This is a genomic window from Collinsella aerofaciens, from assembly GCF_901212495.1.
GTDB classification, from domain to species: Bacteria; Actinomycetota; Coriobacteriia; order Coriobacteriales; family Coriobacteriaceae; genus Collinsella; species Collinsella aerofaciens_H.
Map to the genome: position 1 here is coordinate 93,672 of NZ_CAAKNY010000020.1, position 14,806 is coordinate 108,477.

The following is a 14,806-nucleotide window of genomic DNA, read 5'->3' on the forward strand; positions in this document are numbered from 1 at the left end:
GCGCGACCCACAATTATATATAGGTTTATGGGGCGATTGGCTCCGTTTACGGATTGACTAGTATTTATGCTCGCAATTGAGTCCGATGTTGGCTACACTATGCCTTGACCATTAAAGGGGTACGAGATACCCGCATGGAATTACATAGCTGCCAATGAGCAGTACTTCCTGTGGGTGTCTGGTTCCGCTTTGAGCGGTCGGGCATCTATTTTTTTGACTGTGTCAGCAGTCAAGACATGTGAGGAAGGAGATCGATGGGCACGACTTCCCCCAAGGCGGTCATCATGGACGAGACCGCCGTTAACCGAGCGATGACCCGCATCGCGCACGAGATTCTCGAGCGCAACGAGGGCTGTGATGACCTCGCTCTGGTCGGCATCGTCACGCGCGGCGACCTTCTGGCAAAGAAGCTTGCCGAGACGATCAAGGAGATCGAGGGCGTCGACGTTCCGCTCGGCAGCCTGGACATCAGCTTTTATCGCGATGACTATGCGACCAATTTCGCTCCCGCGATCCACGCTACCAACATTCCCTTCAGCGTCGACGGTAAGCGCGTCGTGCTGGTGGACGACATCCTGTACACGGGTCGCACCATCCGCGCCGCTCTGGACGCCGTTATGGACCTGGGCCGTCCGAGCCGCATCGAGCTGGCAGTTCTCGTTGACCGAGGTCACCGCGAGCTCCCTATCTCGCCGGACTTTGTCGGCAAGAACGTTCCCTCGTCGCACGAGGAGAACGTGCACCTATATATGAAGGAAGTCGACGGCCGTACCGCTGTCGAGATCAACGACGTCGCGCCGGGTTCCCACGTGGGCTCCGCGCCGCTGGGAGGTGAGTAGTACCGTGGCGTTCAACCATAAGCACCTGATCGACATTACCGAGTACTCCGAAGAGGACATCAAGCTCATCCTCGAGACCGCCAAGGCGTTCTCCGAGGTTAATGAGCGTGCCATCAAGAAGGTCCCCACGCTCAAGGGCAAGACCATCGTCAACATGTTCAATGAGCCCTCGACGCGTACCCGCAGCTCCTTCGAGCTCGCCGAGAAGCGTCTTTCGGCCGACAGCCTCAACTTCGGCGGCTCCTCGACCTCCACGGTCAAGGGCGAGAGCCTCGTCGATACCGTCGAGACCCTCAACGCCTACAAGATCGACTGCATCGTTGTGCGCGACAAGCATGCCGGTGCTCCCTACATCGTCACGCAGAATTCGCCCGCGAGTGTTATCTGCGCCGGTGACGGTAAGCACAACCACCCCACGCAGGCTCTGCTCGACCTGTACACCATCTGGGAGCACAAGGGTGACTTCCACGGTCTGAAGGTCGCCGTCGTCGGCGACATCTCCCACTCCCGCGTTTGCGGCTCGCTGATCCCCGCGTTGAAGATCATGGGCTGCGAGACCTACGCCGTCGCCCCCGGCACGCTGCTGCCGCCGGCGCCCGAGGTTCTGGGCTGCGACCACGTGACGAGCGACCTCGATTCCGTCCTGCCCGAGCTGGACGTCGTCTACATGCTGCGCGTTCAGCAGGAGCGCCTCGAGGGTGCCCCGTTCCCGACCATTCGCGAGTACCACAAGCTCTTCGGCCTGACTAAGGACCGTGAGAAGCTCATGAAGCCCGACGCGATCATTTGCCACCCGGGCCCCATCAACCGCGGTGTCGAGTTCGACTCCTATATGGCCGACCACCCGCAACGCTCCGTCATCCTGGAGCAGGTCTACGCCGGCATCTGCGTGCGTATGGCTATCCTGTATCTGCTGCTTGGAGGTGCCGATAATGGCCTTGCTTCTTAAGAATGCCCACGTCGTCGACCCGTCCGTCGAGCTTGACGGTGTCGTTGACGTCCTGATCGACGGTGACAAGATCGCCGAGGTCGGCGAGAATCTCGCCGCCGAGGGAGCCGAGGTCCGCGACCTTTCCGGTAAGTACCTCGTCCCCGGCCTGGTGGACATGCACGTCCACCTGCGCGAGCCCGGCTACGAGGTCAAAGAGGACATCGAGAGCGGCACCCGCGCGGCTGCCAAGGGCGGCTTCACCGGCGTGTGCGCCATGCCCAACACCGACCCTGTTACCGATAACGGCACCGTCGTTGAGTTCGTCAAGTCCCGCGCTGCCGAGGTCGGCCACTGCCGCGTCTATCCTTCTGGCGCCATGACCCGCGGCCTTAAGGGCGAGGCTATGTCCGAGATGGGCGATATGGTTGCCCACGGCGCCGTCGCCTTCACCGACGACGGTCGCGGCGTGCAGGGTGCAGGCATGCTCCGTCGCTGCATGGACTACGGCAAGATGTTCGGCAAGGTCTTTATGAGCCATTGCCAGGACGAGGACCTGGTCGGTCACGGCCAGATCAACGAGGGCAAGGTCTCTACTCGTCTGGCCCTCGAGGGCTGGCCGGCGGCAGGCGAGGAGCTGCAGATCGCCCGCGATATCGAGATCGCCAAGCTGACCGGCGCCAAGCTGCACATCCAGCACATCTCCACCGCCCATGGCCTGGAGCTCGTGCGTGCCGGTAAGGCGGCTGGCGTGCAGGTCACCTGCGAGGCCACCCCGCACCACATGTTCCTGACCGAGAACGACCTGGACGAGACCTACAACACCTCGCTCAAGGTCAACCCGCCGCTGCGTACCGAGGAGGATGCCGAGGCTATCCGTCAGGGCGTCATCGACGGTACCGTCGACGTCATCGTCACCGACCACGCCCCCCACACTCCGTGGGAGAAGGCCCGTGAGTTCGAGCTTGCGCCCTTCGGCATGATCGGCCTCGAGACCTCGCTGGCGCTCGTGCTCACCGAGCTGGTCAACACCGGTAAGATGAGCATGGCCCGCATGGTCGAGCTCATGGCCATCAAGCCGCGTGAGATCTTGGGTCTGGACCAGGTTCAGGTCAAGGCGGGCTCCGTTGCCGACCTGACCGTGTTCGACGCGTCCGCCACCTGGACGGTCGGCGAGGACGGTTACGAGTCGCGCGCCGAGAACTCTGGTTTTGCCGGCCGCACGCTCACCGGTCGTGCCACCGATGTGTTTGTCGGCGGTAAGCAGACGCTTGCCGACGGCTGCATCTGCTAGCATAGCCTTATCGCTTTTGTGCGCGGCGCCCTTGCGGTGCCGCGCTTTCTGTTCGCCTGAACCATGCAATCGCATGGGGGATTGGAGCGTCTATGCCCACACCTTCCACTGCACGCATGCACGACTTCGAGGTCGTATCGAATCGGGAGATCGCCGACGGCATCTTCTCGCTCGTTATCTCGGCCCCCAAGCTTGCAAGTGCGCTCAAGCCCGGTCAGTTCGTGAATATCGCCGTGCCGGGCGATGCTTCCTCGCTGCTTCGCGTGCCCCTGAGCTTCTATCGCGCCGACGCCGAGGCCGGCACCGTCGAGCTGTGGTATGCCGTCGTGGGCGATGATACCCGTCGTCTGTCGCAGATGGCCCCTGGCTCCACCTCCAACTTGCTGGGCCCTGGCGGCCGCGGCTGGGTCGTGCCCGAGGGTACCAGGAAGGCACTGCTCGTCGCTGGCGGCATCGGCGTTCCGCCTGTGCTCTGCCTGGCTGACATGCTTGCCGAGCAGGGTGTGGACGTTGACGTTTGCCTGGGCTTTGGCACCGCGTCCAAGGCCGTGGGCGTCGATGAGTTCCGCGCGTTGGGAGCCACGGTCAACGTGTGCACCGACGACGGCTCGTTGGGCACGCATGGCTTCTGCACCGATCCTGCCGCCGAGCTGCTCGGCGAGGGCGGTTACGACTACGTCGCCAGCTGTGGTCCCGCCGTCATGATGAAGAAGGTCGCCGCCGCTGCCACGGAGGCCGGCGTGTACTGCGAGGTGTCGCTCGAGCGCATGATGAGCTGCGGCTTTGGTGCCTGCAACACCTGCAATGTCGAGACGGTCGACGGTATGAAGGGCGCCTGCATGTGCGGCCCCGTGTTTGATGCTTCCAAGGTGGTGGTCTTCTAGTGGGTACCGTGAACATGGCCGTCGATTTCGGCGGCGTCAAGATGCAGAACCCCATCAACACCGCAGCCGGTACCTTTGGCTACGGTTGGCAGTTCCAGAACTTCTTCGATGTCTCCCAGCTGGGTGCCATCACCACCAAGGGCTGTGCTGCCAAGCCCTGGCCCGGCAATCCCGCACCCCGCATGGCCGAGATCCCCGGTGGCATGATCAATTCCGTGGGCCTGCAGAACCCCGGTGTAGCCGCTTTCGCCCGCGAGTCCGGTCCGTGGCTCGAGCAGCTCTCTAAGGACGGTTGCCAGGTCATCTGCCAGGTTGCCGGTCATTCCGTGGATGAGTTTGTCCGCGCGCTCGAGATGTATGTCGAGCTGTGCCCCTGGGCCGCCGGCTATGAGATCAACGTGAGCTGCCCCAACATTGCCGCTGGCGGTGCCGCCATGGGCTCCACGCCCGAGGGCGCCTCTGCCGTCATGGCCGCCTGCCGCAAGGTGACCGACAAGCCGCTGTTTGTGAAGATGGCTCCGGTCAACGTTGCCGAGATTGCCAAGGCTCTCGAGGCCGAGGGTGCAGACGGCCTTTCGGTCATCAATTCCATCCAGGGTATGGCCATTGACGTGCACACCCGCAAGTCGCGTGTGGCCAAGCCCAAGGGCGGCCTTTCGGGCCCGCTGTGCCACCACATCGCCGTACGCATGGTCTGGGAGGTTGCCCAGGCCGTCGACATCCCCATCAACGGTGTCGGCGGCGTCATGACCGGAGAGGACGCGGCCGAGTTTATCCTGGCTGGCGCTTCCTGCGTGTCGGTCGGCATGGCCAACTTCGTCGATCCGTGCGCTTCGCTCAAGATTGCGCGTGAGCTCGAGGTCTGGGCCGAGTCCCAGGGCGTAAAGGACATCAACGAGCTGGTAGGTGCTTTCGAATGCTAGAGACCGATGCCCGCGACCGCGTTATCGTCGCCCTCGACTGCGACCGTGAGCGTGCGCTCGAGCTCGCCCATGAGCTTTCGGGCCATGCCGCCTGGCTCAAGGTGGGTATGACGCTCTATTACGCCGAGGGTCCCGAGATCGTCAAGACCTTTAAGGACCTGGGCTTCAAGGTCTTCCTCGACCTCAAGTTCCATGACATTCCGCATCAGGTGCGCGGTGCCGCTCGCTCGGCCTCGCTTGCCGGTGCCGACCTGCTCTCGGTCCATGGCTTGGGTTCGGGCGCCATGCTCGCCGCGTGCCGTGAGGGTGCCGAGGAGGCGCGCGAGGACCGCGCCAAGCTCATCGCCATCACCGTGCTCACGAGCATGAACCAGGATGCGCTGGCCGAGATCGGCGTCGAGTCGCCCGTTGCCGAGGAGGCCGCCCGTCTTGCAAAACTCGCCCAGGCCAACGGTATCGACGGCATCGTGTGCTCGCCGATGGAGGCTCATGACATGCGTGAGCTGCTGGGCCCCGATGCGCTGATTGTGACCCCGGGCGTGCGTCCGGTTGGTGCTGCGCTGGGCGATCAGTCGCGCGTGGCCACGCCTTCCCAGGCTATCGAGCGCGGCGCGAGCCATATCGTGGTTGGCCGCCCCATTACCGGCGCCGACGATCCGGTTGCCGCGTTTGACGCCATCGTTGCCGAGCTGGTCGAAAACGTCGCGTAAAAGATTCCCTTAAGTCACCACTTTTTGGTTTCAATAGCACAAATTAGCCCCCGTGCCTGCGTAAACTTTCCCATCCTTTGTGTGGAATCGTAGGTCGGGGGCTCATCTTTTAGCGCGATATATTGCACTTTTTGCGGGTATCGTCTAACCTATGGAGCCGCGATTGGGCATTTTATACGTTTTACGTGCTAAAATGCCAAATATTGAATCAGATATAACCCAACTACTTGGAGGTACGAATGGCACTCCCTCAGCTTACCGATGAGCAGCGCAAGCAGGCTCTTGAGAAGGCTGCCGCCGCGCGTCACGCTCGCGCAGAGCTCCGTGAGCAGATCAAGAAGGGCGAGAAGTCCCTCGAGTCCGTGCTCAACTCCGATGACCCCATCGCTTCCCGCATGAAGGTTTCCACCCTCATCGAGTCTCTCCCCGGTTATGGCAAGGCCAAGGCCGCCAAGATCATGGAGGAGCTCGGTATCTCCGCTACCCGTCGCGTCCAGGGCCTTGGCGTCCGTCAGCGCGAGCAGCTCCTCGAGCAGCTGACCAAATAAGTGAGCGCTCAGGATTCAAAGCTCTTTGTGATTTCTGGACCGTCAGGCGCGGGCAAGGGCACGCTCGTCACTCGTGTGCGCGAGCGTCGCTCTAACTTGGGCCTGACGGTTTCGGCTACCACGCGAGCCCCACGCAAAGGCGAGGTCGATGGCGTCAATTATTTTTTCCTGACGCGTGAGGAGTTCGACCGCCGCGTGGCAAACGGTGAGTTTGTCGAGTGGGCCGAGGTCCACGGTAACTGCTACGGCACGTTGGTGAGCGAGGTTCAGTCCAAGCTCTCCTCTGGTTCGTCTCTCATCTTGGAGATCGATGTCCAGGGTGCCCTGCAGGTCAAGGAACGTTTCCCCGAGGCCGTGCTGATCTTTATCAAGCCACCCTCGCTCGAGGTGCTCCGCGAGCGTCTGGTCGGTCGCGGTACCGAGACGCCCGAGACGATCGAGCTGCGTATGGCAAACGCCGCCCATGAGCTTGCCCTTGCCGACCGCTACGACGACGTCGTGGTGAATGACGATCTCGACCGCGCGACCGACGAGCTCGTTCGCGTTCTCGATATGCATGAAAGGATCTGAGGTCCGTGTCCGTTGTAAAGCCTTGCATTGACGATCTTCTGGAGAAGACCGATCACAACCGCTTCCTGCTCGCTTCGCTTGCTTCCAAGCGCGCCTGCGACATTAACAGCATGCTGCGCGGCCAGCATAACCGCGTGCTTGCCGTCCAGGATGTCGACGACATCACCATTGCGCTTTCCGGCGCCGATACCATCTCGATGGCTATGGACGAGATCGTCGACGGCGACATCTCCTATGACGAGGCCCGTTACGAGAAGGCGCTCGGCCACAAGGTTGCTGAAGCCTAAATGGCAGCTCGCGTTTGCCTGGTCCACTATCACGAGGTTGGACTGAAGGGCAAGAACCGCGCACATTTTGAGCATATCCTCATGGATAACATTAAGGCGGCTTTGGCCGCCTTTTCCGTGAACGCCGTGTCTCGAATTTCCGGTTATATCCTCGTGACCTTTAACGAGCATCAGGCCGACGAGGCGGCGCGTGTCATCCGCACCGTCCCCGGCGTTGCCCGTGTGTCCCTGGCGTACCAAACCAACCGCGACCCGCAGGAGTACTGCGCCGCCGCCGTCAAGGCGCTGCGCGAGTTTGGTCCCTTCGACTCGTTTAAGGTGCATGCCAAGCGCTCCAATACCGACTATGAGCTCACCTCGATTGATATCAATCGTCAGGTCGGCGAGGTGCTGTGCGAGGCCTTCCCCGATAAAAAGGTTCAAATGCACGACCCCGATGCGATGGTGCACGTACTGGTGGTCCAGGGCAGCGTTTACGTGTACGCGCGCTCCGAGCGCGGCGTGGGCGGTCTGCCGGTGGGATCTGCCGGCAAGGTCGTGACGCTTCTGTCGTCGGGCATCGATTCTCCGGTGGCGACCTGGATGCTCGCGCGTCGCGGCGCGGTGTGCGTGCCGGTACATTTCTCCGGTCGTCCGCAGACGCCCGATACGAGCGAGTATTTGGTACAGGACATTATCCGTGCGCTTGAGCCGGGTGTCCAGATCGGACGCCTGTACGTGGTGCCGTTTGGCGATTGCCAGCGTGAGATTTCCGTCACCTGCCCCAGCAACCTGCGCGTGATCATGTATCGCCGCATCATGTATTCGGTTGCCGAGCGCATTGCGCATATCGAGGGCGCCAAGGCCATCGTGACCGGCGAGTCGCTCGGTCAGGTTGCCTCCCAGACGCTCGAGAACATCATGGCCGTCAACGAGGCCGTGAAGATTCCCGTATTCCGTCCGCTCATCGGGTCCGACAAGCAGGAGATCATTGCGCGCGCTCAGGAGATTGGCACGTTCGATATTTCCACCGAGGCTGCGCCCGACTGCTGCACGCTGTTTATGCCGCGTCGCCCCGAGACGCACGCCAAACTCGATGCCGTGCACGAGGCCTGGGGGCTGTTCGACCACGAGGAGATGATCGAGCGCCTGCTTAAGCAGACCGAGTACATCGACTTCTCCAGCAACACGTATCAGGCCCCTAAGACCTTAAAACGCAAACATTCGGAGCTTGCTCCGCGTGAGATTTACCAAGATCACGAGTAATTGCCTGCATAGACCGACGATGCGCCTGTATCGTCGGTCTTTTGCTATCTGGGCAAATGATGCCAAGATGTTCATTCGCTGACGTGTGCTTGAATAAATGGACTTGTTCCCGCAAGGTTTTGGTCAGTATTTGGTTTGACCGCGAAAACTGGTGTGGACGTGCGGAAGCTGCGGCGTCCGTTTCCTGACACGATGGTGTTGGGAGGTGTTTGCTATGGCGCAGCGCGAGCAACACGAACGGGTGAAACGGATGGACCGCTGGGCGGGCAAGTTGCTCGGGCATAAAGCGGTGGTCGTGGCGATTCTGGTTGTCATTGCCGCCGCGAGCGGCTTAGCGATGGCAAGTTTTAATAGCCGCTCCAGCGGCGTATCGTTTGAACGTAGTGATAAGGCGAGCGCCTCGGATGTGCGCCCCGCCGGGGATGCCTCTCCTGATGATGCCGATGAGTCTTCGGCCAAGAGCTCCTCTGCGACCGAGGTGTACGTCGATGTGGATGGCGCCGTTGTGAGGCCTGGCGTGTATCGGCTCAAAGATGGAGCACGGGTTTCCCAAGCGATCGATGCCGCCGGAGGGCTTACGGCCGAGGCGGATGTGACAGGGCTTAATCGGGCGTCCAAGGTTACCGATGGCCAAAAGATCTATGTTCCGACGGTGGGGGAGCAATACGCGCCTGCGGCGGTCGGCGGGGCTGAAAGCGGTGCCGCCACGACATCTGGCGCGGGGTCTTCGTCGGGGCTCATCAATATCAATACAGCGAGCGCGGCGGAACTGCAGACGCTCTCGGGCATTGGGCCTTCGATGGCACAGTCGATTATCGACGAGCGGACGCAAAACGGGGCTTTTGCCTCAGTCGATGACCTGATGCGCGTATCGGGGATCGGTGAGAAGAAACTCGCCAAAATCAAAGATTGCATTTGCGTATGAGTGCGATTGGGCGCGAGCATGTGATGCCCCCGCGGCCCCTCATGCCATGGACGATGGCGCTTTGTGCCGGCTTGTGTGTGGGCTGTGGCTTGGTGCTTAACATGGCGGCTGATTTGCTGCTGGGAAAGCCGGCAGCGCCCGTCACGTTGCTTATGGTCATTCCCGTTGCGGCTGCAGCTTGCATCGTGTTGGCTCGGTCCTGCATGCGCCTTGTGCGGTGGCGGCGCTGGCTGTATGCCGCGGCTTTCGGCCTCGCGGCGGGGGCGGTCGTGTCCGCGGGTTGGGCGATCGGGGCGCTGCGTGCTTCGAAGGCATTGGATAATCGGGCTGCGAGCAGTCTCGAGTTCGTTGTGCACGGCGATCCGTCCATCAATGACGATGCGTACTCCTATACCTGCGATGCGTATGCGGGCGAAAAGCGTTTGGGTCAGGTGCGGCTGTCGTGTGATCGCGAGCTTGGCGCCGGTTCGCATGTACGTACTATCGGTCGAATTTCGCGTTTTGAGAACGATGCGTATGGGCGCTCACGCGTGCTTCGAGGTGAGCTTCGAAAGGTTAAAGTCGTCCGGTTGGTATCGGTCGACGAGGGCTCTCCGGGGCCGCTGCTTCGACTACGAAATGGGCTGCTTGCGTTCATCGCGCCTGCGACCGACCCGGCGCGTGCGCTCATAGCCGGTGTTGTCTGCGGTCGTTCGGCTGAGCTGCGCTCCCAGCCGGCGGGCGACTGGTTTTCGGTAACGGGAACGGCACATCTTATCGCCGTCTCGGGCAGCCATTTGGCTATCGTGGCGTTTGTAATCGAGGTTGTATTGCAAAAGACTCGGTGTTCACGTGGTCTTCAGCGGGCGATATTGGCGATAACGCTTGTGGGCTACGCTGTCTTTACGGGCGCGTCTCCCTCGGCCGTGCGCGCGTGCTGCATGGTGTTCGCGACGTTTGTCGTAAACGGCGCAGGGCGTCGCCGGCATGGCGCATCGGCACTCTTCGTAACCATGTCCATCTTTGTGCTACTCCGCCCAATGGTGCTGTTCGATATGGGTTTTCAACTCTCGTGCGTCAGCGTCTTTGCCATCCTGTGCTTTTGTCCCTATGCGACCTACGCTTTGGGTGAGCTGGGTGTGCCGACGGGTATTGCCGGCATGCTTTCCGTCACGCTGTGCTCGCAACTGGCGACGCTGCCCATTACCATTCCTGCCTTTGGTACGTTCTCGCTCATTGCTCCGTTGGCGAATGCGGTCATCGGTCCGGTGGTGAGTCTACTGCTTGCTGTGTCGATCGTGCTGGTTCCCTTTTCGCTCGTGGCGCCGTTGCAGGCTTGGACACTCGTCGTACCCATGATTGCCGCCCGTTGCGCACTGTTCTTTGAGCAGCTGTTTGCCGCCGTGCCGGGTGCATCTGTGAGCGTGCCGCCCGATAGCGTGTGGATTTACCTGGTGCCGTGTTTGCTGGCGGTTCTCCTGGTCTGGTGGCCGCGTCCCCGTGCACGTCCTATGGCGGTGGGGCTTGCATGCCTGGTGCTCTTGGCTTCGATTCCCTACATCTACTGGGATCGATTCGCGCCGCCTTCGGTGACGGTTCTCGATGTGGGCCAGGCCGATGCGATTCTTATTCGCCAGGGCGGCGCAGTGGCGCTCGTCGACTGCGGGCTCGACGAGCGCGTGGTGGCAGCGTTGGTTCGCAATAACGTGCACCATATCGATGCCGTCTTTGTGACGCATTGGGATGAGGATCACTGGGGTGGTCTGCCTGCCGTGCTCGAACAGTTTTCAGTCGGAACGATTGCCGTGGCGGCGGATGCGCTCGAGGATGCTCCTGACGAGGTATTGAACCGACCTGGCGTGAAGTATCGGCAGGGTCGCCGTGGGGATACGTTCGACATCGGCGCATTTCGGACACGTGTGATGTGGCCGTTTGACACGGTGGATGGCGAGGGCAATGAGGACTCTCTTGTTTTGTTGCTCTCCTATGCTCAGGAAGGCAAGAGCCTGCGCGTGCTCCTCACTGGTGATGCCGAGCTCGATCAGGAGCGCGAGTTTGTACAGGAGGTGGGTGATATCGATGTGCTCAAGCTGGGGCATCACGGCTCAAAAGCTTCCGTCGACACAGACCTGCTGGAGACGCTTAAGCCCGAGCTCTCTATCGCGAGTGCGGGTGAGGGCAACCGCTACGGCCATCCATCCGATGCCTGCATCGATGCGGTTCGCGATGTGGGTGGCGCGTTCGTATGCACCATTGAACAAGGAGACATTACCGTCTCGCCGACCGTAACCGGTTTTGCCATGCGATGCCAGCGACCATGATGCTGTCGTTGGCGCGGGACCAACCCGTGGGATAGAATGGCACGGTATGAATTCGAGAGCCTGCGAGAGGGGAGCGCAATGTCAGAAACCGGTCTGCTGCCGGCATATCTGATCGTCGGTACCGATGGGGTCAAGCGCGACCACGCCGTCTCGCGCATGAAGGCACGTCTGGAAAAGTCGGGCATGGTCGAGTTCAACCTCGACGAGCGCGATATGACGAAAGATCCCGATATCGAATCGATTATCGGCTCACTCAACACCTTTCCCATGGGTAGCGAGTTTCGCCTGGTGATCCTCGACGGCTGCTCCAAGCTTGCCAAGGCGGTCTCGGAACCGCTCGTCGAGTATCTCGCAAGTCCCAGCCCCACAACGGTCTGCCTCTTTATCGCCGACTCACTTGCCAAGAATACGCGTCTGTATAAGGCAATCGCCAAGATCGACAAGAAGGCTATTGTCGATTGCTCGGGTACCAAGCGATGGGAACTGCCGCGTCGCGTTCAGCAGATGGCGACGCGGCACGGTAAGTCCATCTTGACGGCTGCTGCCGAGGAACTCGTCTCGCGTTCGGGAGAAAACACGCGCATGCTCGATAACGACCTGGCAAAGCTCGCCCAGATGGTCGAGGCGCCCCAGATTGAGCTCGCCGACGTGGAGCGTTGGATTGTGCGTACGGCCGAGGTTCAGCCCTGGGACTTCCTCAACGCCGTCTCGGCTCGCGATATGCGCCGTTCGCTCGAGCTCTTTAAGCTTCTGCCCTCCAAGAGCTACGTGTGGACCTACACGCTGCTATGCGGTCGCATCCGTGAGCTTATCGTCGCCAAGGCGCTCGACTCTCGTGGGCAGGGGCGTGAGCTCGCCGCGACGCTCAAGCTTCAGGCCTGGCAGGTCAAGAATCACCTTACCTGGGCACGTCGTTTTTCGATGACCGAGCTCGTTGCCGCGCTCGAGGGCGCTGTCGATGTGGAACTCGCGCTCAAGGGTTCGGCCGATTCTCAGACCGCGCTTTTGCTCTGGATTACGAACATCTTGAGAAAATCGTGATGATACCTGCCTATTTGACAAATTCGTTCTATCCCTTTGAGGGGGAGCGTGCTATAGTAGGCGCTTGCATGACCTCACCGTGTCTCAGAGGTGTCATACATTTTTTGCAAGGAACTCGAAAGGAACTCCAGAAGTGGCAAACATCAAGTCTCAGAAGAAGCGTATCCGCACCAATGAGGCAGCTCGCATGCGTAACAAGGCTGTCAAGTCCGAGCTCAAGACGCTGACCAAGCACGTCCAGTCCGCCGTCGCCGAGGGCGACGCCGAGAAGGCCCAGGCTGCCCTCAAGACCGTCACCAAGCGTCTCGACATGGCTGCCGCCAAGCATGTTATCCACAAGAACCAGGCTTCCAACCGCAAGTCCGGTCTTGCCAAGCTCGTGAATAGCATCAACGCTTAAGTTGTAAATTTCACACCACACAGATTACGCGCATAAATGGAGCCTGTTTTATGGAACAGGCTCCATTTTTTGTATCGCTCGGGTAAGATAGTCCGCATGAATACTTCAATTGACATTTCCCACATCCGCAACTTCTCGATCGTTGCGCATATCGACCATGGCAAGTCCACGATCAGTGACCGTATCCTCGAGCTCACCCATACCGTCGATGAGCGCGACATGGAGTCGCAGCTGCTCGACACGATGGATATCGAGCGCGAGCGCGGCATCACGATCAAGTCCAATGCCGTTCGCGTGTCCTATGACGCCGACGATGGCGAGACGTATCAGTTCAACCTGATTGATACGCCGGGCCACGTGGACTTCACCTACGAGGTCTCGCGTTCGCTGGCAGCTTGCGAGGGCGCGGTACTCGTCGTGGACGCCACTCAGGGCGTCGAGGCGCAGACCGTTTCCAACGCGACACTCGCCATGAACGCCAACTTGGACATTGTTCCGGCCATCAACAAGATCGACCTTCCCTCGGCGCACCCCGACGAGGTTAAGACCGAGATCGAAGACGATCTGGCCATTCCCGCCGACGATGCCGTGTGCGTGTCGGGCAAGACCGGCGAGGGCATTCACGATCTGCTGGAGTCCATCGTCTTTTTAATCTCGCCTCCCAAGGGCGATGCAAATGCCTCTCTCAAGGCACTTATTCTGGATTCGTACTTCGATGAGTACCGCGGCGTCGTCGCCACGGTGCGTGTCTTTGACGGTTCCATCAAAAAGGGCGATACCCTGCGCATGATGCAGGCCAAGGGCGACTTCTTGGTCGACGGCGTGGGCGTCAAGCGCCCTGCCGAGACGCCGGTCGATGCTCTGACGGTCGGCGAGGTCGGCTATGTGGTCACGGGTCTGAAGGACCCCGAGGCTGTGCGCGTGGGCGATACCCTTACGTGGGCTTCGAACCCCTGCCCCGAGCCGCTGCCGGGCTACCGCGAGGCCAAGCCCATGGTCTACACGGGCCTGTTCCCCATCGACAACAAGGACTACGAGAACCTGCGCGACGCGCTCGATAAGCTGCACGTCAACGATCCGTCGTTGGTGTGGGAGCCCGAGACCTCGGTGGCGCTGGGCTTTGGCTTCCGCGTGGGCTTCCTGGGCCTGCTGCACATGGAGGTCGTCAAGGAGCGCCTGGAGCGCGAGTTCAATCTGGACCTGATCGCCACGAGCCCCTCGGTCGACTACCACGTGTACAAGACTGACGGCGAGATGATCGATGTCCGCAGCCCGCAGGATCTACCCGAGGCCACGCGCATCGAGCGTATCGAAGAGCCCTACCTCAAGGCAAAGATCATCTGCCCTCCCGAGTATACGGGTGCCGTCATGCAGCTCGCCATCGAGCACCGCGGCGTCACGACCGACATGATCCACCTGACGAGCAAATCGGTCGAGATGCGCTTTGATATGCCGCTCGCCGAGCTCATCTTGGACTTCTTCGATCAGCTCAAGAGCCGCACCAAGGGGTACGCATCGCTCGACTACGAGTTCAACGAGTATCGCCCCTCCGAGCTCGTCAAGCTTGACATTCTGCTTTCGGGCGACGAGGTGGACGCGCTGTCGTTTATCGTGCACAAGGATAAGGCCTACGGTCTTGCCCGCGGCCTGTGCGACAAGCTCAAGGAGATCATCCCGCGACAGCTGTTCGAGGTGCCTATCCAAGGCGCTATCGGCAACAAGATCATCGCCCGCTCCACCGTTAAGGCGCGCCGCAAGGACGTGCTGGCCAAGTGCTACGGCGGCGATATCTCGCGAAAGCGCAAGCTGCTCGAGAAGCAAAAAGAGGGCAAGAAGCGCATGAAGGCCATCGGCTCGGTCGAGGTTCCGCAGGAGGCCTTTATGGCGATTCTCAAGGTGGACGAGTAGGCCT

15 protein-coding genes are annotated in these 14,806 nt (G+C 60.8%); all 15 read left to right on the forward strand.

Going from position 1 to position 14,806, the window contains the following annotated elements:
• The first annotated feature begins 254 nt into the window (after positions 1-254).
• The 15 genes from pyrR (at position 255) to lepA (ending at position 14,802) form a co-directional block, all read left to right on the forward strand.
• Entirely contained in the window at positions 255-839 is a 585-nt protein-coding gene (gene pyrR / locus SFLMC1_RS02165) for a bifunctional pyr operon transcriptional regulator/uracil phosphoribosyltransferase PyrR (RefSeq protein ID WP_152073847.1), read from the forward strand.
• Between the two features lie 4 nt (positions 840-843).
• Complete coding sequence (locus tag SFLMC1_RS02170; RefSeq protein ID WP_055285144.1) at positions 844-1,788, forward strand: aspartate carbamoyltransferase catalytic subunit; 945 nt, start codon at positions 844-846, stop codon at positions 1,786-1,788.
• Positions 1,772-3,061 (forward strand): dihydroorotase, encoded by a 1,290-nt coding sequence (locus SFLMC1_RS02175; RefSeq protein ID WP_152073846.1) that lies wholly within the window; start codon positions 1,772-1,774, stop codon positions 3,059-3,061. Before SFLMC1_RS02170 ends, SFLMC1_RS02175 begins: the two co-directional genes overlap by 17 nt.
• 116 nt (positions 3,062-3,177) lie before the next feature.
• On the forward strand, positions 3,178-3,945 hold the full coding sequence (locus SFLMC1_RS02180) for a dihydroorotate dehydrogenase electron transfer subunit (RefSeq protein WP_152074034.1): 768 nt from the start codon (positions 3,178-3,180) through the stop codon (positions 3,943-3,945).
• Positions 3,946-3,959: 14 nt separating this feature from the next.
• The gene (locus SFLMC1_RS02185) at positions 3,960-4,868 is read left to right on the forward strand and encodes a dihydroorotate dehydrogenase (protein WP_187323827.1); all 909 of its coding nucleotides are present in this window, start codon (positions 3,960-3,962) and stop codon (positions 4,866-4,868) included.
• The gene (gene pyrF / locus SFLMC1_RS02190) at positions 4,862-5,578 is read left to right on the forward strand and encodes an orotidine-5'-phosphate decarboxylase (protein ID WP_152073844.1); all 717 of its coding nucleotides are present in this window, start codon (positions 4,862-4,864) and stop codon (positions 5,576-5,578) included. Before SFLMC1_RS02185 ends, pyrF begins: the two co-directional genes overlap by 7 nt.
• A gap of 239 nt (positions 5,579-5,817) precedes the next feature.
• Positions 5,818-6,126, forward strand: a complete 309-nt coding sequence (gene mihF, locus SFLMC1_RS02195) for an integration host factor, actinobacterial type (RefSeq protein ID WP_006236130.1) — start codon at positions 5,818-5,820, stop codon at positions 6,124-6,126.
• A complete protein-coding gene (gene gmk, locus SFLMC1_RS02200) occupies positions 6,127-6,696 on the forward strand; it encodes a guanylate kinase (protein ID WP_152073843.1) in 570 nt (189 codons plus the stop codon).
• 5 nt (positions 6,697-6,701) lie between these two features.
• The gene (locus SFLMC1_RS02205) at positions 6,702-6,983 is read left to right on the forward strand and encodes a DNA-directed RNA polymerase subunit omega (RefSeq protein ID WP_055250050.1); all 282 of its coding nucleotides are present in this window, start codon (positions 6,702-6,704) and stop codon (positions 6,981-6,983) included.
• Positions 6,984-8,228: a tRNA uracil 4-sulfurtransferase ThiI gene (gene thiI, locus SFLMC1_RS02210; RefSeq protein ID WP_152073842.1), complete on the forward strand. Its 1,245-nt coding sequence runs from the start codon at positions 6,984-6,986 to the stop codon at positions 8,226-8,228.
• 214 nt (positions 8,229-8,442) lie between these two features.
• A complete protein-coding gene (locus SFLMC1_RS02215; protein WP_152073841.1) occupies positions 8,443-9,153 on the forward strand; it encodes a helix-hairpin-helix domain-containing protein in 711 nt (236 codons plus the stop codon).
• 101 nt (positions 9,154-9,254) lie between these two features.
• Entirely contained in the window at positions 9,255-11,453 is a 2,199-nt protein-coding gene (locus tag SFLMC1_RS02220; RefSeq protein ID WP_187323819.1) for a DNA internalization-related competence protein ComEC/Rec2, read from the forward strand.
• A gap of 78 nt (positions 11,454-11,531) precedes the next feature.
• A complete protein-coding gene (gene holA / locus SFLMC1_RS02225; RefSeq protein ID WP_152073839.1) occupies positions 11,532-12,494 on the forward strand; it encodes a DNA polymerase III subunit delta in 963 nt (320 codons plus the stop codon).
• Between the two features lie 133 nt (positions 12,495-12,627).
• The gene (gene rpsT, locus SFLMC1_RS02230) at positions 12,628-12,894 is read left to right on the forward strand and encodes a 30S ribosomal protein S20 (protein ID WP_022094714.1); all 267 of its coding nucleotides are present in this window, start codon (positions 12,628-12,630) and stop codon (positions 12,892-12,894) included.
• A gap of 96 nt (positions 12,895-12,990) precedes the next feature.
• Complete coding sequence (gene lepA, locus SFLMC1_RS02235; RefSeq protein WP_152073838.1) at positions 12,991-14,802, forward strand: translation elongation factor 4; 1,812 nt, start codon at positions 12,991-12,993, stop codon at positions 14,800-14,802.
• The last annotated feature ends 4 nt before the right edge of the window (positions 14,803-14,806 follow it).

What these genes read in the sequence shown, in the direction of transcription:
- mihF (WP_006236130.1), top strand. Translation starts at nt 5,818, where the DNA reads ATGGCACTCCCTCAGCTTACCGATGAGCAGCGCAAGCAGGCTCTTGAG.
- SFLMC1_RS02180 (WP_152074034.1), top strand. Translation starts at nt 3,178, where the DNA reads ATGCACGACTTCGAGGTCGTATCGAATCGGGAGATCGCCGACGGCATC.
- holA (WP_152073839.1), top strand. Translation starts at nt 11,532, where the DNA reads ATGTCAGAAACCGGTCTGCTGCCGGCATATCTGATCGTCGGTACCGAT.
- SFLMC1_RS02175 (WP_152073846.1), top strand. Translation starts at nt 1,772, where the DNA reads ATGGCCTTGCTTCTTAAGAATGCCCACGTCGTCGACCCGTCCGTCGAG.
- pyrF (WP_152073844.1), top strand. Translation starts at nt 4,862, where the DNA reads ATGCTAGAGACCGATGCCCGCGACCGCGTTATCGTCGCCCTCGACTGC.
- SFLMC1_RS02185 (WP_187323827.1), top strand. Translation starts at nt 3,960, where the DNA reads ATGGCCGTCGATTTCGGCGGCGTCAAGATGCAGAACCCCATCAACACC.
- SFLMC1_RS02220 (WP_187323819.1), top strand. Translation starts at nt 9,255, where the DNA reads ATGGCGGCTGATTTGCTGCTGGGAAAGCCGGCAGCGCCCGTCACGTTG.
- SFLMC1_RS02215 (WP_152073841.1), top strand. Translation starts at nt 8,443, where the DNA reads ATGGCGCAGCGCGAGCAACACGAACGGGTGAAACGGATGGACCGCTGG.
- lepA (WP_152073838.1), top strand. Translation starts at nt 12,991, where the DNA reads ATGAATACTTCAATTGACATTTCCCACATCCGCAACTTCTCGATCGTT.
- pyrR (WP_152073847.1), top strand. Translation starts at nt 255, where the DNA reads ATGGGCACGACTTCCCCCAAGGCGGTCATCATGGACGAGACCGCCGTT.
- thiI (WP_152073842.1), top strand. Translation starts at nt 6,984, where the DNA reads ATGGCAGCTCGCGTTTGCCTGGTCCACTATCACGAGGTTGGACTGAAG.